Below are 26,217 nucleotides of genomic sequence, written 5' to 3'. Positions count from 1 at the left end.
GGAATGCAGAAAGTGAGCTTCTTTAAATCCATTCATGTCAAACTAGTGCTGATTTATATTTTATTAATATTGCTTGCTTTACAAATTATCGGTATTTATTTTGCCCGCCAGTTAGAACAAAATTTGAAGAGCAACTTCCAAGATTCTATTTTTCAGCGAGTTGACCTGATGCAATATAGTCTTCGTGAGGAAATTTTAAAGGAACGTGACGAAAGCATGCCTAAACTAGAGGAAAGCTTGAAGTCAATCGTTACGGAGTTTTCAACTGGTTTAAGAGACGTTTCCAATGGTGATATTTTAGAAATTCGTGTCATTGATGATAGACAAAGAATACTTGCGACATCTGAGCTCGAGAATCAAAATTTAATAGGACAACGCTCTAACACAGACCTTGTGCGTCGTGCGATATCTGCTGAAACGCTCTTTGATATTATAAAACTCGATAACAAAACGAGGAATCGAGTATGGGTATTAGCGAACCCGATTCGAGCTGGTGCAGGGCCGGATGATGAAATTATAGGCGTTCTATATATTGAAGCGAATATTGAGTCCGTTTTTGAACAAATGAACGAAATTAACCGTATTTTCCTTGGCGGCACAGCTATGTCGTTAGTCTTTACTATCTTTTTAGGTATTCTCGTTGCTCGAACAATTACACAACCAATTGCTGATATGCGAAAGCAAGCTCAAGCGATGGCAAAGGGCAACTATTCTCGCAAAGTAAGGGTATACGGTACAGATGAAATAGGTCAGCTTGCCGTTACCTTTAATCATTTAACCAATCGTTTGCAAGAGGCACAATCCACTACTGATGCGGAGCGGCGAAAGCTAGATTCAGTCCTTAGTAATATGACAGATGGCGTTATTGCGACAGATCGTAAGGGACGTATTATATTAATTAATGACCCTGCGTTGGAGTTACTGCATATTTCAAGGGATATTACACTAGGTCGTCCCATTGCCTCGGTATTGGGGATTGATCAGGAATATAGCTTTGAAGATTTAATTCATATGAGTGATGCTATTAATTTAAATTTCAGTACATCAGATGCACCTTATATATTACGTGCCAATTTCTCGGTTATTCAAAAAGAGACAGGCTTTATTAATGGTCTTATTACTGTATTACACGATATAACAGAGCAGGAAAAGATAGAAATGGATCGTCGCGAGTTTGTATCGAATGTATCCCATGAATTAAGAACGCCATTAACAACTATGCGTAGTTATTTAGAGGCACTAGCGGATGGGGCATGGAAGGATGAAAATATTGCTCCTACATTTTTAAACGTAACGCAAACTGAAACAGAACGTATGATTCGACTAGTCAATGATTTATTGCAATTATCACGAATGGATAGTTCAGACTATGAGTTAAACAAAGATATTGTCTTATTTAATTCATTCTTTAACCGAATTATCGATCGATTTGAAATGTCTAAGTCTGATAAAGTACAGTTTGCACGATTATTCCCTGAAACCTCCTTTTATGTAGAAATTGATACGGATAAGGTGACACAGGTCATTGATAATATCATTTCGAATGCCATCAAATATTCTCCAGATGGCGGAAATATTCGCTTTGGCTTCACAGGGCAAGGTGACATGCTAAAAGTCATGATTTCAGATGATGGCATGGGGATTCCTAAAGAAAATGTAGGCCGCATTTTTGATCGCTTCTATCGTGTCGATCGGGCCCGTGCTCGTTCCATGGGAGGAACAGGCTTGGGGCTTGCTATTGCGCGGGAAATGATTGAAGCGCATGGCGGAAAGATTTGGGCAGAGAGTGAGGAAGGGCAAGGCACGACAATTTTCTTCACATTACCATATGATGCAGATGAATTTGGTGAGGCAGGTGAGTGGGAATGAAATATATAGAGCCAGTTAAATCTGTTGTTTTATTTCTACTTGTCATGCTAAGTGTGATTCTAACTTTTTTGATTTGGACTTACACACCAGATTATAAATATATTGAAAATACGGAGCGGAAGGAAATTTTAATTAAGCCGCAAAAGGAAATGGAGGATATTATTCGTCCATACAAGGCTATTTTCCGTTTTGATGAGGGTTTTACAGGCACAGTATCTAATAATGCCATGAAGAGTTTGATGAAAACATTTAAAGGCTGGAACGTTCTAGATTTAGAGCCTGTTAACAACAATCTTTCGCCAAACTATGTAAATCAAATTATTGGCGCAGACCATCGAATGACGATTTTTTTCACTGGTGAGGTTCCATTTTCATCCTTTAACACCATTTTTCAATTTGCTGATAAAGAGTTACCAGAAACAACCTTCAATCGTATGATTATTGACTGGAGTAATTCAAGCACCAAAGAGTTAATGGTTTATTACATTAGTAGTAATAATCAATCATTATTCCGCTCACATGTAAGCGTGCCAAACATGAACCAATTTATACAGGAAGTCATAGAGCCTGCAAAAAAATATGGCACGTTTAAAGAAATTGAGCGAGAAAATCAGACATCGCTTTATGTAGATAACAATAAAATGGAATCTGTAAAATTTACGTACTATATTGAAGAAATCACACCAGAATTATTTAAAAATGTGTTATTTACAGATCCAAATATAGTGCGACGCAATGTTGAAAGTGCATCTTCTGAAAAATATACAGATGGTATGTCATTAATGACATTAGATACAAATCTAAAATCATTAAACTATGTTTATCCAGCTGCAGAAAGCAGTATTAGAATTGAGCCTTCAAAATTGCTAAAAGATAGCTTTGAATTTATCAACGAGCATGGTGGATATACTGCCGATTTCCGTTATGCTTCAACGAATACAAATAAAAATCAAATGGATTATCAATTATATTTGCAAGGTTTACCTGTCTATAGCAATCATGTCATTACCCGAATGACGACAATTTGGGGAGATAGCCGGATTTTCCATTATAAGCGTCCATACTTCTCATTAGATATGGATATTGAAGCAGAAAAGGAAATCAAAGAATTATCATCGGGAGCAGATATTGCTGAGAGATTAAAAGTTGGGAATAATATTGCCCTAGCAGATATCGATGAAATTGTTTTAGGTTATTATTTAACACAAAATCAAGAACTAAATATATTTACATTTGAACCTTGTTGGTTTGTCATCCGTAATGGATCTTGGATTAAACTAACTCCTGAAGTTTTAGGAGGTGTTAAAAATGGATTGGAATAGAACGAAATCTATTTTTATATTCGTTTTTTTAATTCTAAACATCTTCTTATATTCCCTTTATGTAAATCGCTATAATGAGGCGAAAGATATTGAGGTTCCGGGTGAAAAAACAATTGAAGCTCGTTTAAAAGATGATAATATAACGTATGGCTCCTTACCAAATAATATTGAGTTTGCTTCGTATATGACAGCTCAAGTGCATAAATTCACCACAGATGAATTTAGTAATAGTAACCAACAAATTACATTTAGGGATAATACGAATACTAAAGTTCGTGCTATTTTCTTAAAGCCTGTTAAATTACGGAATGTGAGTGATGATGCAAGCTTTACGGATTTTGCTGTTGCAAACGTAAATGAAGGAGCATCGTATGCCTTATGGAAAGTAGATCGCGAAGAACGAATCGCAATTTTTTTCCAGAAGACTAATAACCGGATGTTCTATTACAATGGTTCATTAAAAATTAAATGGAATACCAATAATGAAGTAACTATGTATGAGCAAACAATGATTGATAATATTGAAGAAATGGAACAACAGGAAACTGTCATTCCTCCCCTTCAAATTATTCAAACTTTATATGCAAAAGGACCGCTCAAGCCAGACTCACGTATTACGCAAATGAAGTTAGGTTACTCAACACTTGTTAAATTGACTCGTACTCAGGTATTAGTGCCAACATGGGAAGTACGAGTGAAATTATCGGATGGAGAAACAGAAGAGTATTTTGTCAATGCAGTAGAAGGCAAAGTCATTGAAATCCAGGAGGACAAGCAAGAGGGCGAAGAAGAAGACTGGGGAGTTGAATAATGCGATTTAGTGTTTTAGCAAGTGGCAGTACAGGGAATTCGATTTATGTAGAGAATGACGATTATGCCTTTATCGTTGATGCTGGTCTTAGTGGGAAAAAGATGGAGCAGCTATTTACAAAAATCGATCGTAATATGAAGAAGCTTAGTGGAATTTTCGTCACACACGAGCATAGTGATCATATTAAAGGGATAGGTGTACTGGCACGAAAATATAATGTACCGATTTATGCAAACGCCAAAACATGGCAGGCAATGGACGGGCTAGTTGGTGATATTCCTGTGGAGCAACGTTTTGAATTTGACATGGATACAGTGAAGCATTTTGGTTCTTTAGCCGTTGAATCTTTTGCTGTTTCACATGATGCAGCAGATCCAATGTTCTATACATTCCATGAGGGTAGTCGCAAGCTTGTTATTATTACAGATACAGGGTATGTCAGTGATCGTATGAAGGGTATTATACGTGGAGCAGATTCCTTCGTTTTTGAAAGTAATCATGATGTTAATATGCTTCAAATGGGACGTTATCCCTGGTCCATTAAACGCCGTATTTTAAGCGATGTAGGACATGTGTCCAATGAGGATGCAGCGATTGCAATGAGTGAGGTTGTATTTGATAAGACGACCAATATCTATCTTTCGCATTTAAGTAAGGATAATAATATGAAAGAGCTGGCGCGCATGAGCGTGTCACAAACCTTACAGTCCTGTGGCATTATGGTTGGTGAGCATGTTCATCTTTTTGATACCGATGCAGAGGAGCCAACAAAATTAGTAACGGTTTAACGACTCGTTATTTAGGTAAAACTTAAAGCTGTTCGACGCATTTTAATAAATGCGTTGGGCAGCTATTTTTATGTCCATTTTATTTGTTTTTCATCTGATTTTAATGTTTGAATCGTAAGATTAGGGTAACAATTAACAAAAGCAGTAAAGGAAAGGATGAGGAACATGAGTTACTTTCAAGATGATGATAAAAACAGTGATTTCCTAAAAAATGATGAAATACCGAAATCACCTCTTCAAGAAAGACTAGAGCGCGAGGAGCAAGAAATGCAGGCCAAGCGTCATAAAAAGAAAGGTGGAGGCGGAGGAAAAGGTGGCTATTTCTTTAGTGGCTTGGTCGGCGTCATTATTGGTGCCTTACTTGTTTGGCTGATGTTGCCTGGTCTGGTTAATCAAATGCCTGGTACAACATCAAGTAATACAGGGAAAAATGATACGACCATTGATCAAGTTGCCACGGAGGTAACGACGGATGTTACAAAAGCAGTTGATAAAGCTTCTCCAGCCGTTGTAGGTATTACTAACATTCAGGAAGTAACAAGCGGAGGATTTTGGAGTCAGCAATCAACAACAACAAAAGAAGCGGGAAGCGGTTCAGGTGTTGTATATAAAATTGAAGGTGACAAAGCCTTTATCGTAACAAATAATCACGTTATTGAAGGGGCTAAACAATTAGAGGTCACAATGCCTGATGGAACAAAAGAGCAAGCCGAACTAGTGGGCCATGATGTTTGGACAGATCTTGCCGTTATTTCAATTAGCTCAAAAAATGTCAAAACAGTAGCGACATTTGGTAACTCCGATGTGTTAAAACAAGGTGAAACAGTTATAGCAATAGGTAATCCACTTGGCTTAGATTTCTATGGCTCTGTGACAACAGGGGTTGTTTCAGGTAAGGATCGTTCTGTACCCGTAGACTTAAACGGTGATGGAACAGAAGACTGGCAGCAAGAAGTATTACAAACGGATGCAGCCATTAATCCAGGGAATAGCGGAGGGGCACTTGTCAATTTAGCTGGAGAGTTAATAGGGATTAACTCCATGAAAATTGCAGAATCCTCAGTGGAAGGTTTAGGATTCTCTATTCCAATTAATTCAGCCATTCCAATTATTGAGGAGCTAGAGAAAAATGGTGAAATGAAACGTCCAACAATGGGAATTTCATTAGCTGACTTAACAGATGTTCCAGCCTTCTACCAACAACAAACATTAAAATTACCAGCTGAGGTGACAACAGGAGTTGTGATTACAGATGTAATGAATAACTCACCAGCATCAAAAGCAGGAGTCCAACAATATGATGTTATTGTGGAAATGGATGGTCAAAAAATAGAAACAGCCATTGATTTACGTAAACATCTATATAATGAGAAAAAAATCGGTGATCAATTAACATTAAAAGTTTATCGCCAAGGTAAATTGGTAGAACTTACACTTACATTAACAAACGGTAATTCATTGTAAAAAGAGTGAATAGCAGTGGGGATTGTAAAATCTCCGCTGCTTTTTTGTGGAGATGGAGAGTCCTTTAATAAAATATTGTGGATAACTAGAAAATTATGAATACTGACTTTATACAATAAACAGTGAGGAAAGGTACTTCTTCCATACATGCTATTCCTTTGATACAATAGGTTGTGGATAACATACACCGAAATGTGAATAAGTTTGTGGAAATTTCGGAAAATAAGGAGACATCAAAAAATGGAAAAATACAGCTGTGAAAGCCATATAGAACACGCTTTAGACATGTTTGTAGCTGAGCAAAAAGTGTTCCCAATTATGGATAAAATCGAAGAGGAAAAAAAGTTATCCACAAAGTGTAGCTACTGTGAACAGCCAGCAGAATATATTGTATCAAGTAAATAACTTTACACAATATATAGCAATGACATGTGGATATGTTGATAACTTTTGTGGATAACTTGTTTGTAAATGAATTGTAAAGGTGGATAACGTGTGAATATAACGATTGTATCAGTCGGCAAGTTAAAAGAAAAGTACTTAAAAATGGGGATTGATGAGTACGTAAAACGACTAGGCGGCTATGCAAAAATGGATTTGATTGAGGTACCTGACGAAAAAGCACCCGAACAACTTAGTGATGCTGAAATGGATATTGTGAAGAAAAAAGAGGGAGAACGGATACTAGCCAAAATTAGTGCAGACACGTATGTAATTGCCCTCGCTATCAATGGAAAAATGAAAACCTCTGAACAAATGGCTGCTGATCTTGAATCTCTCATGACCTACGGCAAAAGCAAAATTGCCTTCGTCATCGGCGGCTCCCTAGGCCTACACGAAGACGTCCTAAAAAGAGCCGACGAGCAACAATCCTTCGGCAAAATGACCTTACCGCACCAGCTCATGAAGCTCGTACTCGTAGAGCAGGTTTATCGAAGCTTTAGAATTATGAAGGGTGAACCGTATCATAAGTAAGTGCGGTTTCGAAAAGACCACCTAGAGAGTTGGGATGTCAGCATTTTAGGTGGTTTAATTTTATTTATCATTGTTTTTTGCATTTATGTCCTTTTTCTTGTGTTGGTGGAAGTGGATCTCCTTATCAGTTTCATAATACGAGGTTTAGATACTTTTCCACCTGACATGTTGAAATCAATATAGCAAATTTTCTTCAATGATTGCTATAACTACTGAATGAACCCCAATTCTCTTGCCTAGCAAATTGAGGATAAGTAGATAGAAAGTTAACGATAATATTAGCCCGATCAAGTTTAGGGTATTGATCAAATAATGATCTATCGCCATATCGAATGGCTGTTAGTGCAAGTGGTAACTCACGCCTAAATATTTCATTGCGTTTTGCAGATGCATTTTGATTGTATTCTCCTTGTTCTATATATAAATATAAATAGAAATAAAAGCATTCCCCATTAGTAATCCATTCACCTAAGACCTCATCTCTCATCTTAGTATTCACTTTATCCCAAGCGAACTCATTTCCTATCGTTAAAAATAGATCGCCAGTATCATCTGAGTGAGTAAGTGTGTAACGTCTTGGAATGACAGGTTTCATTGTAGTCATACCATTCCTGAATTGAACGAATAGTTTTTCTGGGTAGAACTTTCCCAAGCTATCAACTCCATTCGTTTTTTTAACAATATGCAGATATAAACCTATTAAATAGTTAAAAGTCATATGTATTAAGTTTTTATAGAGAGGCTTATGTTTTAAGGGAAATGTATTAAACATTTTTTATTTGATGTAATGTATAAAATGAACGAAATATAGACCCTGTAGAACAATACTTCAGGGTCCATTTCTCTAGTGGTTTAATGTTTCAATTAGTTAATTCCATATTTTTACGATTAATCTGTAAGTTAATGGATAACTTATACCCATCTTTCTCATCTTCTGACAATTTAACATTCACTGTGACTTGTGACTCGGTAGCCATATTAATTACACCGTCGTTTATTAGGATGGTTAAGTTAGTCTAATATTGTGACCTTTAATTGTTTTACTCCAAAATTAATGGCATCTTGTTGAGAAGGGAAAAAGACATCGATTCGTTTTCCTTTAATGGCACCACCGGTATCCCCTGCAATTGCTTCACCATAGCCTTCCACATAAACTTTACTACCCAATGGAATTACAGCTGGGTCAACTGAGATGACCTTCGCATTTGGGTTGGCTTTAAGGTTCATTCCAGTAGCGGTAATACCGGAACATCCCTCACATGAAGCCGTATAGGCTGAAGCTTCCACTATAATTTCCTTTGAGGCAGTTTTATTGGCTTCAGGAGCATTCTCCTTTGAAGCGGTAGTACTTGTTGATGGAGCATTTGCTTCAGGTGCACTATCCTTTGAAGCAGTAGTACTTGTTGATGGAGCGGTCGCTTCAGGTGCACTATCCTTTGGAGCTGTATTACTTGTTGATGAAACAGTTTCTTCAGGTTTACTTTCTACTGCAGTTGTATTATTTGTTATTGAAGTTGTTGTTTCCTTTGCTGCATTAGCTGCAGGCTTTATTGGTTTGTCAGTTACAGCCTTACTCGTTTTCGTACCATCGATAATGGATAGATGTAAACCGGGATGAATAAGGTCCGTCTGTAATTGGTTCCATTCTTTAATTTGTGAAACAGAGACTTGATGATCTAGGGCTATGTCCCATAGTGTATCTCCTTGCTTAACGGTATATTGTTGTGCAATGGTAAGGACATCACCAGGGTGAATAAGGTTAGTAGTCATATGATTCAATGTTTTAATATTTTCTACAGAAGTATGGTGTGTACGAGATAAATCCCAAAGAGTATCACCTTTTTGTACGTTAATTGTTGCAGCTTGAGCATTAGCACCTAAAGTTGCCGAAAGCATTGCAACTGGTACAATTGAAATTATTTTTTTAAGCATGTATTAATCCTCCGTGTGCGTTCTTAGTTGTTAATGTAGAATCATCGTAACATAGATTTTTTTGAGAAAAAGAACAAGGAGATGTTAATTTGATTTCGTCCATGGCATTTATATTGCAATAATATTTCTACTATTAAATGAGACGATTTCCGTAATGAAGATAGCTGATTTGTTAAGAGCTAAATGTGATAATGTTTCTACATTAAATAAATTTCGTAAGTGGGGGATAATCATGTCAGTTGTGGATCTGTTAGCTTCTCAACTAGGTCGAAACGATGAAGAGCCAAATATAGAGCTGGCACATAAATTGATTCATGAAGAAAATGATGCGGGTATAGAAGAAATAATTGAAAACCTAACGTGCCAAGATAAAAAAATTCAATACGATTGTATGAAAGTAGCGTACGAAATTGGGCAAGCTAAACCAGAACTAATCAGTAAGTATGTCCTGACTTTTATAGAGTTGTTAAAAAGCCCTAATAATCGTTTGGTCTGGGGCGGGATGATGGCATTGGCAACGATTGCCGAGGTAGCATCAGAAACCATTATGGCTCATCTAGCTATATTAAAAAGTGCGATGAAAGTGGGTTCAGTTATTACAATTGATAAAGGTGTCCTCACTCTTGCGAAGCTAGCAGCTGTCAGTAAAGAAAACAATGATGTGATTTTTCCAATATTACTTCATCACCTTGAGAATTGCAGACCAAAGGAAATTCCTCAGCACTCGGAAAGTACGCTGTTAGCCGTAACAGATGAAAATAAAAATGAATTATTGAAAGTGTTACGAAAAAGAGAAAAATACCTAACAGCACCACAATTAAAAAGAGTCAAAAAGATTTATAAAACATTAGAAGCTTAATAAAAGTAAAAATTTTTCTTTATGTGCCGTGCCATTAATATAAATTTTAGCATCAGTGATGTTATTAGGGATTATTGAGTAATGTTCATAAATAAAAGCCACACTTGGCAGCGTTACGAAGATCCTCATCATATGTAAATGATGTTATTTATGATAGATAAAGAGGTACAGATTTTTTATCAAAAATGGCGAGAATATCAATGACCTTATAACAACAGCCAAAAAGAGAAATTGCACAGAGCAATTTCTCTTTTTGCTTGAATTGAGGTAAATTATGCCTTAAGCATGATAACTTCAGTATTATTTTTATTACCATTACCATTACCATTGCCATTGCCATTGCCATTGCCATTGCCATTGCCATTGCCATTGCCGTTACCATTACCATTGCCGTTACCGTTACCATTACCATTGCCGTTACCATTACCATTGCCGTTACCATTACCATTACCATTACCATTACCATTACCATTACCATTACCATTACCATTACCATTACCATTACCATTACCATTACCATTACCATTACCATGACCATTACCATTACCATTACCATTACCATTACCATTACCATTGCCGTTACCATTACCATTACCATTACCATTACCATTACCATTACCATTACCATTACCATTGCCATTGCCATTGCCATTGCCATTGCCGTTACCATTACCATTGCCGTTACCATTGCCATTGCCATTGCCATTGCCATTGCCATTGCCATTGCCGTTACCATTACCATTACCATTACCGTTACCGTTACCATTACCGTTGCCATTACCATTGCCATTGCCATTGCCATTACCATTACCATTACCATTACCATTACCGTTACCATTGCCATTGCCGTTACCATTACCGTTACCACTGCCATTGTCATTACCTGGCTTTTCAACTAACACATCAAATGTTAGTGTGTGGTTACCATACGTTACCGTAATCGTCGTAGTACCTTGACCTTTTCCTTTTACAACGCCTGCATTGACAGTAGCTATTTTAGTATTTGCTACTTCATAGGTTGCAAGCTTGGTAACATCTTTTTCTGTTGTTTGACCATTAACAGTAGTTACTTCAGTAATCTTCACGGTAACTTCTTTACCGATTCTTGTTTCAACCTGTGCTTGGTCAATTTCTAGTGTTACTTTTGGTTCTACAACAGGTGCTTTAACTGTAACATTTACCGAAACAGTATTTTTACCGTATGAACTAGTAATGGTAGTCGTACCTTCACCTACTGCAGTGACTAATCCATTTACTACTGTTGCAACATTTTCATCTCCAACAGCATACGTAGCTTTTGATGTTACGTCTTCCTCTGTTGCATCACCTTCTGCAGGTGTTGATGTTTCCGTTACCTTAAGCTGTGCAGTTTCCCCAGCTGTAAGGTCTAGCTCAGTTGGATTTACAGAAAGTGTTACTACTGGTTCAACTATTTCTTTTTCATATATTTTTGCTTCCCCAACATTCCCGGCAGCATCCGTAATGACTACAGATACAGCATTAGTTTCCGCTGTTACTGGGAATGTGAAGCTACCATCTTGATTTAATTCAAAAGCAACAGGTGCTTTTACTTGGCCATTTACCGTCGAAATATAGGAAGCTTTTAATTTATCATTTAAATTGTAATGTAAATCATATAAAGCTAATTCTTCATTGTAGTCTATATATTTATCTGTTACTTGTCCTGTAGCGACGCCATCAGCTACTGAACCCGAAATTTCTGGTTTAGTCGTTTTCACAATAATTGGTCCAACATAGTCGGAAATTGCACCTGATGCTGCAAGACCTGTAAAGTCAATTGTATAGAGACCATCTGGAATCGTTGTGGCAGGTTCTGTTCCCCATGGTTTGTACTGCCCACCAATATTCAGTGTGTAAGAGCCTTTTCCTAGCGCAGTACCTGCATGGAGATAACCAATGTAACCGTCTCCGTATTCGCCACCTTCAGGATTCATAATATCCCATAGCTCGATATAGTTAGTTGTTACATCTCCAGTTATTGTGAATGAAAGGACTGCTGAATCTTTCACGCCATCTCCGTTAAAGGATAGGTCTGTTTCTGTAATCTTGTAATCTTTAATTTCCGTTACTGCCTCGCCGCCAAGGTCAGCTGCGAATGGTAATGAAATTTCTGTATCTCCTCCATTGATATAAATATAGCCTAGTATTTCAGAGCCGTTTGGTGCTGTAGCTTGTGAAGCAGTTAATGTAATATTTAACACTTGCTCCCCGTTTAAATTAAATGTCGGCTGATCGACTGTAACCGTTGCATCACCAAATGTTTTGGTCACATCAACTGAAACGCTATAATTACCACCGTTTCCTTTCATGTCTTTTACTAGAACTTGTTTCGTTACAGAAATATCCTGGTCCTTCAGTGATTGTGGACCGAAAGTAACTGTACCTTTCAAGTTTTCAGTAATGGCACCTGTTCCATCTAAAATTGCGGTATCAAGTGCATAAGCAAGAATCTCTGGGTGCGCTGCAGCATACGGATTTACACGCCCCGCACCTTGAGAAAACACATCGTATGTTGTTTTATCTAATACCTGTGCCGTATTAGAAAGCGCCACTTTTACATCAAACGCATTCCAATTAGGATTGGCTTGTTTAACTAATGCCACTATACCTGCAATATGCGGTGTTGCCATAGAAGTTCCTGTTTTACGGCCATAAGCTTCTGCATAATCCGCATCAGGGAAATCTTTTTTATACATTGGAATTGTTGACATAATATTTGTTCCAGGTGCACTTACATCTGGTTTAATATCAAAGTTTGGAGTAGATGGTCCACGTGAACTTGAAGAGTTTACATCATCCCCCAGTGTCTTTGTGGAAGCAAATTTACTGAAGCTTATTTTGCCCGTTCCGCCTGCTAATGCAGCGCGCATGGCATTGCCATCCGTTTGAGACATATCAAATGTTGGTAGATATTCGAATGCATCACCCAGGAATGTGCCTGAAATATCCGGTGCATTTGATCCACCTGCAAAGTTATGAATAATGGTTGCTACAGCTCCATTTGCCTTTGCATTCGCAATTTTATCAACGAAGGCGATACTGCCACGAGAAATCAATGCCACTTTACCGTCTACATCAATTCCTTCAAAGTCTTTTACTTCTCCATTTCCTGGAACAGCAACTACATCAAATTCTCCTTGAAGCTGTGTAGCTACATTTTTTCCGAAAGTAGTTCCCATTAATGGAAGCTGTTTAGTTAAATTGTAGTTGCCAATTGTCACTTTCACTTCCCCGTTGTACATGATTTCAGGATTTGTTGTGTTACCAACAGCAATTCCTAGACGAGCGGTTGCAGGCGTCCCCATTGTTCCGCGATTCGGGCCAGAGTTCCCTGTTGCAACTACTCCGATTGTTCCAGCTATCATCGCATTATTTATAGCAAATGAACCAGCATCCGTTTCAGTGTTAGCTCCCCCGCCAAGTGAAAGGTTGATAATGTCCATTTTTTCAATGACAGCTGTTTCAATTGCTTTAACAATACCTGAGGTAGCACCACTTCCATATGCCCCAAGAACACGGTAAGCATAAAGGTCTACTTTTGGAGCGATCCCTTTAATGCCGTATTCGTTAGCGCCGATTGCCGCAATTGTTCCAGCAACATGTGTACCGTGAGATGTATAGAACGCGCTTCCTTTTTCATTAAATTCAGGTGTCCCAGCTGGACGCTCTGAAGGCGATGTTTCCGAGGCATCATTATCAGCCCGAGGCTTCGTGTAAGTCGAAGAGTTTGGAATAAAGTTCTTTCCGCCTTTATAAATTCCAGCGAATTCAGGGTGATCTGTATCAATACCCGTATCTAATACAGCTACTTTTATTCCTTGTCCTTCAAGCCCTTCCTTCCAAAGCTCTTCGATGCCAAGAAAAGAATTACTTGTATTCATTTGAGCTTCTAATTGATCTTCCTTTATAAGTTCTGATGATTTCGTCGAATCATCTTCTGATGCGTGAACAATGACATCAGGTTCTATTAATGTAATTCCTTCTACTGTAAGCAGTTTCGGGAGATCGTTTGCTTTCACAGTTGCCGCAAAACCGTTTAAAACAGTATCAAATGTATATCCTTGAGTCATTTGAACCTTTTTAGTAGCTAACTCTTTTTTAACTTGTGCTTGCTGTACTTTTACATTGGAGCGAACTACTTTTGCTTGGGCATTAGAGAATTTTTGGCCTTTGATTTCGCTTATACCTTGCTCTAGTGCAACAGGCTTTTCAGATAAATGAACAATGACTGCAACCTGTTGATTGCCTGATACATTTTGCAAGCTTTCGTGGAGAGTTGGACCATCTTTAGACAAGCTTAGCTGTTCAGCAATAGCCGCCTTTAGTTGGATAATACTTTCACTTTGACTATCCTGCTTGAATGGTTTCGATTCTTCAGCACTAGCACTCGACAATGGAACCAATAAAGAGAGCACCATAACGAAAACTAGAATACTACTTAAAAACTTCATAAACTTAAAATTTTTCAAATCTCATTTCCTCCCCTACCTTTAATTGTCACACTTTTCAGTTTAGTGTGATATTTCCAATTTATCACAATTGAACTAATTCGAGAATCGGAATATTTAAATATTCTGAAATATTGATAATTAGTATCATTTTATGAAATATAGATTAAATCCATCTTCCTAGTAATGGAATAAAAAAGGGGAACTTTAGAATGAGAAATACCTATCGGAATTTCCTTAATTAATCCTATCCAAACAGATAAAGTAGGTATAGATGGCTGTAGTAGCTTATAGAAAAAGAGGGAGGCCAATAGGAGGAGTGATTGGGCGGATTATTTTATAGCTTAAAAATAAAAATAACTGGCGATTTTTTTACAAATCGCCAGCTAAAAGTATGTGGTAAACTACTTCATCAGTAAATGTCATTTGATTTTTTATGCAGATTGTTTTTGGTCTAAGTGATGACTAAAAAATGTTAATAGGCTTGCACAGATTGCAACGAGCCCACCGACCCATGTTACATTCATTAAATTCCCTTGATGATAAACAATTCCGCCTAATGCAGATCCAAAGGCAATACCTACGTTACTCGCAACTGGCATAAGAGAAGCGGCCAATCCTTTAGCGCTTGGTTGGAAAATTTCAGCAAGATCAATTAAATATAGCTGAGTAGATGTTGTTAACAGGATTGCCATTAACGACATTAATCCGATGTTGACTAGTCCTAAAATAAAATGATTGGTGGTCCAAAATAAACAAATTAGCACAATTGCCTGCACGAGAAAAACAAAACGAAGGCGACCGATAGCATTGTGATTGGCAATTTTACCAGCGAGAATATTGCTGAATATCGAAATAAACCCATATCCAAAAAGGATAAGACTAATAGAATTATTTGGAGCTCCCATTGCGTTCAAAATAGGAACAAGGTACGTAAAGACCGCGTAAGTTGCACCAAATCCTAGAGCAGGAATGAAAAAGGCCATTAAAATACGTGGCTTGATTATGAGAGAAAACTGATCCCGTATGGAGCTACGTACTTGACTGAGCCCTTTTGGCAAGACGAAGAAGGATGCCAAAAAAGCAACCCCTCCTAGTAAAGTGGTTAACATGAAAGTGGCATTCCATCCATACGAGTTGGAAATTACAATACCAATTGGTACTCCCACGACATTTGCCAGTGTGAAACCGCCGAAAACGAATGAGATGGCAAGTCCACGTTTGTTACTCGGCATGGTTTCGCTTGCCACAATCATGGCTAGAGAAATTAAAACGCCTGTTACAACCGCTGTCATAATACGAAGTAGCAGCAGCATAATGTAGTTCGTAGAAATGATACACAAAGCATTAAAGACGATGAAAGCTGCTATTAAAAACAACATCCATTTACGCTTTGGAAAGTGACTTGTTGCGGACATCACGAGTGGTGTAGCAACGGCAAATGTAATGGCAAATGCAGAAACGAGTGTGCCTGCTTTTGCATTTGTCATTTGTAGACTTGAAGAAATATCAGTTAAGATTCCGACTATGACAAACTCACTTGTCCCCAACACGAATGTTAATGAAGTAAGTGTGAAAATAAGTAACCAATGTCGCTTGGATAATTGAGTGTGGTGCATAAATACCTCTTTCTTAGATGAATATAAATGTGTCACAGAGTAGATAAACAACCTAAACATCATATCATAAAATATTTTTACAAGAAAAATCTTTCTAGATTGCATGGAATTATTGGATTTCCACTTTCGATAAGGCTACTAATTTTAATAGCTACACCAACTATGGTTAAACATTAATCCTGCTTCCTTACATTTTTTATTAAAGGAGGAATTTACTAAGTTTGGTCGAAATTTAACATGAAGAAAGCTTGTTCAAATTCTGCCGTACTAACTACCTTTAAAAAAGGAAAGGGAAGATTCCTGATGATTCAATTTCAAAACCATACTATTACAGTTTTTCAAAGTGCATTATATATGACTACCTCGGCAATCATTCAAACGAATGAAGCAATCATTATGACAGATCCTAATTGGTTGCCTAGCGAAATTCAAGAAATTCAAGATTTTATAAATAACATTCAGGGTGACAAACAACTTTATATTATTTATACCCATAGTGATTTTGACCATATAATTGGTTCAGGAGCGTTTCCAGAGGCCAAGGTAATTGCCTCTAAACGATTTGATGACAATTCGAATAAAGCAGAAAGCATTCAAAAAGTTCATCAATTTGATCAGAAATATTATTTACATAGGAGTTATTCCCCTGTATATCCTACAGTTGATATTGTCGTTTCAGAGGATGGATATACAGTAGAGTTAGATTCGATTACGATGACCTTTTATCAAGCCCCTGGCCATACAGATGATGGTTTATTTACAGTGATAGAGCCATACGGTTTATTCCTTTCGGGCGATTACTTGTCCGATGTTGAATTTCCGTTCATCTTTAGCAGCTATAAGGATTATGTGAATACGATGAATAAGGCTGAAAAAATTTTACATAATCATGCCATAACAACCCATATACCCGGTCACGGAATGACGACCCAAAATCAACAAGAAATTCAAAAAAGAATTGATAGCTCAAGATATTACTTAACTCAGCTTCCACAAGATAAAGGAGAGTTAGAGAATTATTTAAGGAGCGAGTATTCATTTTTTGAGGGAATGAAAAGCATTCATACTGACAATAAAGAGATGATCTGTAAAGAAAGTTTAGAAGAGCATTTGTAGTCTTCTAGAATGCATCGAAATGTATGACAATGCAACCAAAAAGGAGATTGGCTTGCAATAGCCAGTCTCCTTTATTATGAAAGCTTACTTTGTTAATTGGTTTCCAGCAAACGCTGCAAGTAGTTCACGTACTTCATCGGTTGAATGGGCATTTATTAATTGAATTCGTAATTGATTAGCTCCCTTGAAGCCACGCACATATATTTTAAAGAATCGTTGTAATGCTTTAAATGAACGAGTTTCAAATTCCTTAGAATACTGATCATGAAGCTGAAGGTGAAGGGATAGCAAGCTCAGGTATTCCTCTGCACTATGCTCCTTCGGCTCTTGCTCAAAGGCATATGGGTTTGAAAACACGCCTCTCCCAATCATTACTCCATCAATACCGTATTGCTCAGCTAATTTTAAACCTGTTACTCGGTCAGGAATATCTCCGTTGATCGTTAGCAATGTATCAGGAGCTATTTCATCCCGTAGTTTTTTTATATCTGCAATCAATTCCCAATGTGCGGGGACCTTACTCATTTCTTCTCGTGTACGTAGATGAATAGAAAGGTTAGCGATGTTTTGTTTTAAAATATGGGTGAGCCACTCACGCCACTCAGCTACATCTGTAAAGCCAAGTCTTGTTTTTACGCTAACAGGTAAACCACCAGCTTTAGCGGCTTGGATAATCTCTGATGCTAGTTCAGGATGAAGAATTAAGCCGGCTCCTTTACCACGTTCAGCTACATTATCGACTGGGCAACCCATATTAATATCGATCCCTTTAAAGCCCAGCTCTTTCATGCCGATACTCATTTGACGGAAATGTTCAGGGTTGTCTCCCCAAATATGGGCAACAATCGGCTGTTCATCTTCTGTGAAAGCTAAGCGGTTACGCACGCTATCCATACCGTCTGGATGACAATAGCTTGTCGTATTGGTGAATTCCGTGAAAAATACGTCGGGACGACCTGCCTCACTAATGACATGACGAAATACAACATCTGTCACATCCTCCATAGGTGCTAAAATGAAAAATGGCCGTGGTAAATCAAGCCAGAAATTATTTTGATTCATTGATGAATATCCTCTCTTTCCAAAATACTACCTTGCAAAAAGATAACATATTTCGTTTATTTCTTCACAACTAATTGGCTTAGGCACCTATAAGAAAGTTCGAAGTGGTCCTCTTTACATTAATGGGGAATGATTATAGGTCTTCACAGCATTTTTATTGTTAATCTAAAGGAGGGATACCATTAGTATTTCTTAGAAATATTGACATTTATTTTTCAGACCACTAAGCTTAATTGGAAATAGACAGGGAGGGGGATTGCCAGTGGAATTTGTTACATTGAAATGTCCTAATTGTAATGGAAACATTGAATTTAAAGAGGGGCATTCATTCAAATGTCCATTTTGTGATACTGAAATAATGTTAAAAGAAAATAAAGTCTACTATGTAGATCAAACGATTAATAATTATTATGGTACAACTGCTCCTCAAACAGCGACACGTCCAAAATCGAATTTAAAAGTATTACTTCTTATTCCGATTGTCTTTCTATGTGTATTTTTTGGATATTTGCTGTTAAGCAACCATCAAAAAGAAGAAGGAAATTATGGAGGGACAGCTGTACGAACAATACCAGAAAGCGAGGTTTTACTACTCTTTTTAAAAGACGTTTTTGAAAAGGGGGATGTAATGCCAAGTGAAGAAGAGATTGCAAGCATCCGTTATTTGGCTGCCTATTTTTCTGAGGATCAATGGCATTTTGATTACAGTCTGGATGATCCGTTTACAAATAAGGAAGCAGAAATTGTGACCTATACTATGAAGGATAAGTTATTAAACACACAAAAAATTGAACAAAAGGACTTCGAAGCATTTACTGGATTGACTGTATTGAAGCTGATGAATGATTATGAAATATCGCAAAGTGAAAAAGTAAGCTTTCGACATTTGAAAAACTTGAAAAGCTATACAGGGAGCTTTAATGAATCTTTTAGTAAAATTGCGGAATACTTTAGCGATAAATCTACGGTTTCAGAACTCTCTATCCAAATTCGAAGTAATAATGAGCTTGCTTTATTAGTAGAGTTTCCCAATCTCCAATCACTAGAAATATCTTATTTGACGGAAGAGGTCACAGATTTTCAGCTTCTAAATAAATTGCCGCTAAAATCACTGTCTTTAAAATTTACCAATGATTTTAAATGGCTATCTACTTTAACAAATTTAGAATCATTAACAATCGATAATAGTGATGCGACAGATTTTAGCTCTTTTTATTCATTGAATCAATTACAGGAATTGAAGCTTACTTCGGTAAGAAATTTAAAAGCTCTTGATTTCATACAAAACATGCCTAATCTCCAATCACTTGATCTTGAAAATATGAACATTGCTAATTTAGAAAAATTAAGAAATAAGTCGTCTTTAACAAAGCTACGCTTATCTTCTCCAGGTCAATTGGAATTACTTGATATTGTGAACAGCCTAACGTCACTCACAGAGTTAACGCTAACAGGTTACTATGGCGACACTTCACCGATAGTAGCGCCCCATTTGAAAAAGGCGGAAATAACAGGCTCTTTTATACCGAAGCTAGAGGCACCTAGTTTAAAAGATTTGATTGTGGACATAAGTGGAGCGGATTCGACATTAAATGGTGCACAATTACGGAAATACCCAAAGCTCGAACAACTCACAGCGAAGGAGTATGGAATTTTTACAGAGATTAGTTCTTTAAATGACCTACCCAATTTGCAAACACTACATTTTGACGAGACAGTTTTTGAAGAGGGAACGAGGGAGCTATTCAATCTAAAACATGTAAAAACATTAAAATGTTCTAAATGTAATTTTCAATTTATTAATGAACATCCTTTAACGAACAATGTGCTGTTGCATTTAACTTTAAATGATGTATCGATGCGAGTAGGGAATGGTGATTGGGTGCATGAGGTTGATAAGGTGATGCCTTTCTTTGCTGGTTTTTCAGCTCTACGTTCATTTACTTTACAAGATAGTTCATTACAATCGTTAAGTTTTTTGGAGAATTGGCAACAAATTGAGGTGCTTCACTTGGAAAACAACGCTATTTCAAATATAGAGCCTTTAGTGAATCTACCGAATTTGAAAAAGCTTTATATTTTAGGAAATCCGGTACAAAATCAATCTGCTCTAAACAAGGAAATTATAGTTTATTAAGGTCATGCGTAATTTAAAACATTAGAAATGTGGATTTTTAGGTTATTACAATATGAGAGGCGATAAAATAGCTTTATGGGAGGGCCGAAAGATGAAGAAGGCAGAAATGATGGATCAGCATTTAGAGACGTATGAAGAAAAGATTAGTAGCACGGAGATTTGGCATACTGTAGATTTAATTTATAAAATTAACTTGGATGAGGCTCCTATTGTCAATAAAGAGATGGAAGGAATGTCTTCATTATCAGGAAGAGAGGCCATAGATTCCCTTCTACAACAATATGAGGGAACTATAACAGGGGCAAAGGCTCGAAGTATTCTAAATGAAATGTTTGGTGTTAATTTGGATGCCATTTCCTCACTAGAGGGAGCAAGGCTAGCTTTATATTCAAAGGGTCAATGGATTGTTCAACATGAAAAGGATTTATTTGTCGTACATACAGGAGCAGGAGATATAGACGTGAAGGTCTATCCTACAAATTATTTCTTAGAACAAACTGGGCTTAAGCAATTACCAACTAATTTACAGCAGGAGCTAGCAAGTATCGGATATTACTTCGATGATACAAAGGATAGCTACTATTACTCAAATCCGACGGGTGAAGCTGTTTCAGATGCTTTTAAAGGAAAAACAATAGGTGCGATACTCGGGGTTATTCAACAATCATTTGCACATTTATAAATTAAAAAGGTCATATAGAGGGGTTATTCATCCTATCTATATGACTTTTCATTATTAGTGATAAAATTTACTTTCCAAAAGAGGATAAAAATTTAACTCGATCTCCCATAGGAGGTGTATTATTGTCGGTTAACACTACTTCCAATACAGCCGGACCATTTAAATTCATCAAGTTATGAAGCATATCTTGGTTAAGTTCTTGCAACTCTGTTACTTGGAAGCTTGGTATATCCATCGCTGAAGCCATAGCACTAATATTAATTGGATGTTGTTCAAAGGATGGATGCGTACGCTTAAACTGTAAAGCATGTCCATGGTATACCATCCCTAAACGAGCATTATTCATGACAATAAATAAAATGGGTAGATTATATTCTTTTGCTGTTAAAATCTCCATCCCATGCATGAAAAAGCAACCATCTCCTGTAATACATGCAACAGGACGTTCAGGTTCAGCTAACTTTGAACCAATGGCAGATCCAATTCCACTTCCCATAGCTCCAAAATGGACATTTATATTAAATGTATCATAATCTACTACTTTCATATGATGAATGACATAGGACATAAATTCACCAATATCAATAGCATATCTTGTAGAGGCAGGTAAATATTTTTGAATAGTTAACAATACATTTTTCGTGTTATATTCCCCTGTGTCTGCTTCATAAATCCCTTTATTTTGTGTAACCTCAAACGAAGTTCTTGCTAGACCTTTAGCTCTTAGTTCTTCAATAAGCAATAATAAACTACTATGGATGTCACCTAGAACGGGTAGATCGATTTCATATTTACGGTTGAACACGGATTGATCAAAGTCCAGCTGTATTGAAAAACGATTTTTCGTAAGATTTAAGTTGTAGTTATTCGTAGCTGTCTCACCTAAACTTGAACCGACAATGAATAAAACTTGTCCATCGCCATCAGCTATTAATTGCGAGGCAGCCTCGTGGCCAGCAAAACCGAACACACCAACTAGGAGAGGATGATCCTCTGGAATATACCCTTTAGCTTGTGGTGTTGTGATAATTGGCCAATTTAAAATTTCTGCTAACTCTAATAGTTGTTCAACAGAGTTTCTTACCCCTTGTCCTACCAAAATATAGCCACTTCTTCTTGCTAATAGCTCTTCAGCTACACTTTTAATGGTATCTAATTCAGGAACAATAGCTGTTCCCTTTGGTGGAGCTGGTATTTCTACGTTTGGAACGGTTTCATGTTGAACATCTATTGGTATAGCGATATGTACAGGACCTGGCACGCCAGATAGAGCAATTTCTGATGCTTTTACTATTTCTGTTAGTAAATCCTTCGATTCTTTCACCGTTACGCTATATTTGGTAACTGGTCGGAAGATAGGTTCAGCATCTAACTCTTGAGAGGCATTTAAACCGATCGTGTTAACAGGAACAGCACCGGTTAAAAATAAAACCGGTAAATGCTCCCGCATAGCATTTGCGGCACCTGTTATTAGGTTTGTTCCACCAGGTCCACTACAACCAATACAAACACTTAGATGGTTGGTGTATTTTGCGTAAGCCGCAGCCATATAGGATGCTGCTCCCTCATGTTTTGTGACAATAGGTGTTAATTCACTCATATCATTGAGTTCATCAAAAAATGCATTGACGGAGCCTGCTGGAATACCAAAAATATATTGCACACCACTATTTTTTAAATACTCTAAGACTGTGCGAGCTGCTTTCATCATCATTTCTCCTTTGCATATTTATTTAATAGGCTAACAGAAATATTTTTTCATAATTTCCCCAGCTTTCATAGGCTTACTGAAAAAATATCCTTGCATTAAATGACAATTTTGTTCCAATAAATAGTCTGCTTGCTCCTTTGTTTCGACCCCTTCAGCAATAACCTCCAGTTTCAAATTTTGAGCTAGGGTAATGATTGTATTAGTAATAGCTGCTGCATCATCCGTTAACATTTCTTGTACAAAGGATTTATCAATTTTTAATGTGGAAATCGGTAAATTTTTCAAATAGCCTAAAGATGAATAACCGGTACCGAAATCATCAATAGCTAAATTGACCCCAAGACCATTCAATTGTGTCATTGTCTTTAATGTTACCTCTGTATTTTTTACAATTAGATTTTCTGTGAGCTCTAGCTGTAAATATTCAGGAGACAAATCTGTTTCATATAAGACATTTTCAATAATAGAAAATAAATTATTCTGTTCGAACTGATGGACAGATAAATTCACAGACATACTAATTAAAGGATATCCTTGATTATGCCACTCTTTTAATTGCTTGCATGCTTCCTTAAGAACCCACTCACCGATTGGAACGATTAACCCTGTTTCTTCAGCAAGTGGAATAAACCTATCGGGCGTTATCATGCCATGTTCTCGATGATTCCACCTTAATAAAGCTTCCACACCTTTAATTTTATTTGTTTTATAATTGATTTGTGGCTGATAGAAGATAATCAATTCATCTCGCTCTAAAGCCTTATATAAATCATTTTCAAGTTTGATACTCTCAAAAGTTCTTGTATCCATTCCTTCACTAAAGAAATGGTAGCTAGTGCCGGGCGTCTCCTTTGATTTATACATGGCAGTGTCGGCATTTTTGATTAACGTTTCTGTAGTATCACCGTTTTCAGGAAATAAACTGATACCAATGCTTGTTTTAATATATATTTCATTGTCTATTAAATTAAAAGGTTGCGAGAAAGAAGCATTGATACAATTAATAACTTTTAAAATGTCATTCTCACACTTAATATTAGGTAAATAGATTGTAAACTCGTCTCCACCTTGCCTTGATACAGTTGCATCTTCTGGGACGCAAGCACTTAAACGTTTGGCAACACTTTGAAGCAATAAATCACCATAACTATGACCTAGCGAATCATTTACTAACTTGAAACGATCTAAATCCAAGTAAAGCACAGCTAATTTTTCACCATTTACTTTCGCATACTTTAGTCCTTGCGTTAGTCTGTCTATTAAAAGAACTCTATTGGGCAAATCCGTTAAACTATCGAAGTAGGCGTGGTATTTAATTTTCTCTTCTAATTGCTTTCTTTGCGTTATATCTTTAAATGTAATAACTTCGCCTACGACTTTATCCCCTTCTTTTATTAAAGAAGTGACGTATTCAACAGGGAAGTTGGAATGATCTTTTCTGAAAAATACTTCATAGCTGTTAAAATTTGCATTTAAAAAGGGTGAAACAGTCATGTTGTCCTCTGCTTCACAACCACTCATAATAATTTCAACTGATTGTCCAATCAATTCTCTATCTGTTTCATACCCCAGCATGAGCGCACCTGCTGGATTGCAAAATGTAATGTTACGGTCAAGATCCAATCCAAAAATCCCTTCACCTGCCGAGTTGAGAATTAACTCTTTTTCACGGCTAAGCTGTTGTAACTCCGCGACTACTCGTTCAAGCTCTTTATTTTTGTCTCTTACTTCTGATGTTCTCTCCTCAATAATAATCTCTTGTTTTTCCATATATAACTGGTTGGATAAGGCAGATGCAGTAGTATCAACAATGGATTGAGCTAACTGTAATTGAGTCTCAGAATAGAAAAAAGGTTTATTTTCAAGATTCACAATCGAAATTTGTCCTAAAATTTCACCCATTGAAATCAAAGGAAACATAACTAAACCATTTATACCGAAATTACGACAAACTTCATGATTTGGCCTGTCATCCTCAAATACATTTGGAATAAGAATCGCTTTTTTTGTTTTAAAAACCTCTTGCATGACAGGATCATTGCTCTCATCAATTTTTATTTTGTTATGCGTTTTAAGCCAATTTTCTTCGGTCCAATCGCTATCCTTACTCAACTTAGCCGGTTTAATACTTTTTTCTGCTAAAGGATCTAATAAATGAACACCTATATTTTTATTATCTAAAACCTTTTCTAAGTAGAAAAAGCATTTATCAAGGCTTTCCTGTAGCGAAGAGCACATGGATAAGTCGCGTGTAACATCGAGCAGTAACTGCTTTTCATTTATAAGATGCTCTTTATAAGTTAAGTTGTTTGCGTTTTGAATGGCCACCGCAGCCATATTTACATAGGCCTCAACCGTTTGAATTTCTTCCTCTGTTAAGTTCATTGGAATTCCATAATCAAATAAAAAAACAAGTCCAAATAACTCTTGTTCAAACGAAATAGGAAGTACTAATAAAGATTTAATATGAAATCCTTCAACGGCTCTAGGGTCAGGGCGATTGTCTCTTGAAGTATCAGGAATATAGATTGTTTTCTTTGTTTCAATCACTTCCTTCGCAAGTAAATCTATTTCAGTCTCAATGACATGCATATTCAATGTCCAGCCGTTAATCACTTCTGGTTTTCCTACATATCCTCTGAATGTTCCATCTTCTTGTGGTAAATAAATTCCCACTGAATCACAGTTGACGATTTCTTCAGATATTGCGATTGTTACCTGCTCCAATACTTCACGTAAATCTAGCTTCATGTTTATCATTTTCGTTATATTGGCCAGTCGAGAATATCTCGTTTGTTCTATAGACATGTAAATGAACCCCCAATTTTTTGTCATTGTCCTGTAGAAAAAATGTTAAATTTTTGCTTTATTCGTATCGAATGTCTTATTATTTTATTTTACAGTAGTAATAATCAGGTAGGTAAAAAAATGTAGAAATTAGTTAAAATTTCTTAAGAGTATTTCTCGGTTTTAGCCATTACCATTTTTATATAGGACTAGAATCCTTTGTATAAAATTAAATACATTCTACAGTGGCGATAATGATCTATTAGGTTTTTACTAGGAATGAAAAGTAAATGTTCATCAAAAAAAATGCAACAATCTTGTATGGCTCTTTGTAGCATTTTCACGGGAAAATTATGTGCCAGTTCAAAAATGGGTTTGCTCAACTTTAATGGAAGAATATTGAAATATTATGATGTTCTATTTGACCGCTAACTATCTAAATAATCTTCAGCCCCTTTTCCAAAGGTCTAAAGTTAAAATGACAAACATGGAATTATATTCAATTTAAGAGAGCTTCCTAATTTTATTCTACAGTGCAATAAAAATTCCTCTCTCTAAACATGCATTCACCTCCTAAATAATGAAATATTCTGATTATTAAATTGTTATATATC

Annotated in this window: 18 protein-coding genes; 11 read left to right on the top strand and 7 right to left on the bottom strand. The window is 36.7% G+C overall.

Annotated elements, in window-relative coordinates:
- Window positions 1–3 precede the first annotated feature (3 nt).
- The 7 genes from walK to rlmH all read left to right on the top strand — a co-directional run bounded on the left by walK (window position 4) and on the right by rlmH (window position 7,229).
- Window positions 4–1,869 (top strand): cell wall metabolism sensor histidine kinase WalK, encoded by a 1,866-nt coding sequence (gene walK, locus MKX57_RS23835; protein ID WP_008177932.1) that lies wholly within the window; start codon window positions 4–6, stop codon window positions 1,867–1,869.
- Window positions 1,866–3,191: a two-component system activity regulator YycH gene (gene yycH / locus MKX57_RS23830; protein WP_008177930.1), complete on the top strand. Its 1,326-nt coding sequence runs from the start codon at window positions 1,866–1,868 to the stop codon at window positions 3,189–3,191. Before walK ends, yycH begins: the two co-directional genes overlap by 4 nt.
- Window positions 3,178–4,002, top strand: coding sequence for a two-component system regulatory protein YycI (gene yycI, locus MKX57_RS23825; protein ID WP_008177929.1), 825 nt, complete (start codon window positions 3,178–3,180; stop codon window positions 4,000–4,002). The genes yycH and yycI overlap by 14 nt, the downstream gene beginning before the upstream one ends.
- Entirely contained in the window at window positions 4,002–4,790 is a 789-nt protein-coding gene (locus tag MKX57_RS23820) for an MBL fold metallo-hydrolase (protein ID WP_008177927.1), read from the top strand. The genes yycI and MKX57_RS23820 overlap by 1 nt, the downstream gene beginning before the upstream one ends.
- Window positions 4,791–4,955: 165 nt before the next feature.
- Window positions 4,956–6,254: a trypsin-like peptidase domain-containing protein gene (locus MKX57_RS23815; protein WP_008177925.1), complete on the top strand. Its 1,299-nt coding sequence runs from the start codon at window positions 4,956–4,958 to the stop codon at window positions 6,252–6,254.
- A 240-nt stretch (window positions 6,255–6,494) separates the two neighbouring features.
- On the top strand, window positions 6,495–6,659 hold the full coding sequence (locus MKX57_RS23810) for a CxxH/CxxC protein (RefSeq protein ID WP_008177923.1): 165 nt from the start codon (window positions 6,495–6,497) through the stop codon (window positions 6,657–6,659).
- Window positions 6,660–6,749: 90 nt separating this feature from the next.
- Window positions 6,750–7,229, top strand: a complete 480-nt coding sequence (gene rlmH / locus MKX57_RS23805; RefSeq protein WP_008177921.1) for a 23S rRNA (pseudouridine(1915)-N(3))-methyltransferase RlmH — start codon at window positions 6,750–6,752, stop codon at window positions 7,227–7,229.
- A 193-nt stretch (window positions 7,230–7,422) separates the two neighbouring features.
- Here rlmH and MKX57_RS23800 read toward each other — a convergent pair whose 3' ends face one another.
- Window positions 7,423–7,881, bottom strand: a complete 459-nt coding sequence (locus MKX57_RS23800; protein WP_090002669.1) for a staygreen family protein — start codon at window positions 7,879–7,881, stop codon at window positions 7,423–7,425.
- A 359-nt stretch (window positions 7,882–8,240) separates the two neighbouring features.
- A complete protein-coding gene (locus MKX57_RS23795; protein WP_342550668.1) occupies window positions 8,241–9,161 on the bottom strand; it encodes a LysM peptidoglycan-binding domain-containing protein in 921 nt (306 codons plus the stop codon).
- A 232-nt stretch (window positions 9,162–9,393) separates the two neighbouring features.
- Between MKX57_RS23795 and MKX57_RS23790 the strand changes: the two genes are divergently transcribed.
- Window positions 9,394–10,020, top strand: a complete 627-nt coding sequence (locus MKX57_RS23790; protein ID WP_043990417.1) for a hypothetical protein — start codon at window positions 9,394–9,396, stop codon at window positions 10,018–10,020.
- A 272-nt stretch (window positions 10,021–10,292) separates the two neighbouring features.
- On the opposite strand, the gene MKX57_RS23785 is transcribed toward MKX57_RS23790, so the two are convergent.
- On the bottom strand, window positions 10,293–14,510 hold the full coding sequence (locus MKX57_RS23785) for a S8 family serine peptidase (protein WP_342550667.1): 4,218 nt from the start codon (window positions 14,508–14,510) through the stop codon (window positions 10,293–10,295).
- A gap of 413 nt (window positions 14,511–14,923) precedes the next feature.
- Window positions 14,924–16,108 (bottom strand): MFS transporter, encoded by a 1,185-nt coding sequence (locus MKX57_RS23780; RefSeq protein WP_043990415.1) that lies wholly within the window; start codon window positions 16,106–16,108, stop codon window positions 14,924–14,926.
- 303 nt (window positions 16,109–16,411) lie between these two features.
- Between MKX57_RS23780 and MKX57_RS23775 the strand changes: the two genes are divergently transcribed.
- Window positions 16,412–17,224, top strand: a complete 813-nt coding sequence (locus MKX57_RS23775) for an MBL fold metallo-hydrolase (protein ID WP_090002678.1) — start codon at window positions 16,412–16,414, stop codon at window positions 17,222–17,224.
- A gap of 84 nt (window positions 17,225–17,308) precedes the next feature.
- Here MKX57_RS23775 and MKX57_RS23770 read toward each other — a convergent pair whose 3' ends face one another.
- A complete protein-coding gene (locus tag MKX57_RS23770; RefSeq protein ID WP_342550666.1) occupies window positions 17,309–18,286 on the bottom strand; it encodes a tRNA-dihydrouridine synthase in 978 nt (325 codons plus the stop codon).
- A gap of 262 nt (window positions 18,287–18,548) precedes the next feature.
- Here MKX57_RS23770 and MKX57_RS23765 point away from each other — a divergent pair, with 262 nt between their 5' ends.
- On the top strand, window positions 18,549–20,423 hold the full coding sequence (locus MKX57_RS23765) for a leucine-rich repeat domain-containing protein (protein WP_090002665.1): 1,875 nt from the start codon (window positions 18,549–18,551) through the stop codon (window positions 20,421–20,423).
- 91 nt (window positions 20,424–20,514) lie between these two features.
- Window positions 20,515–21,105, top strand: a complete 591-nt coding sequence (locus MKX57_RS23760) for a hypothetical protein (RefSeq protein ID WP_237068915.1) — start codon at window positions 20,515–20,517, stop codon at window positions 21,103–21,105.
- A gap of 67 nt (window positions 21,106–21,172) precedes the next feature.
- Here MKX57_RS23760 and MKX57_RS23755 read toward each other — a convergent pair whose 3' ends face one another.
- Entirely contained in the window at window positions 21,173–22,813 is a 1,641-nt protein-coding gene (locus MKX57_RS23755) for a thiamine pyrophosphate-binding protein (RefSeq protein WP_174804745.1), read from the bottom strand.
- Window positions 22,814–22,846: 33 nt separating this feature from the next.
- Window positions 22,847–25,624: an EAL domain-containing protein gene (locus MKX57_RS23750; protein ID WP_342531366.1), complete on the bottom strand. Its 2,778-nt coding sequence runs from the start codon at window positions 25,622–25,624 to the stop codon at window positions 22,847–22,849.
- Window positions 25,625–26,217 lie beyond the last annotated feature (593 nt).

The sequence above is a fragment of the Lysinibacillus sp. FSL M8-0216 genome (assembly GCF_038595555.1).
GTDB lineage: Bacteria > Bacillota > Bacilli > Bacillales_A > Planococcaceae > Lysinibacillus > Lysinibacillus fusiformis.
This window is presented reverse-complemented; position numbering and strand designations above follow the sequence as displayed.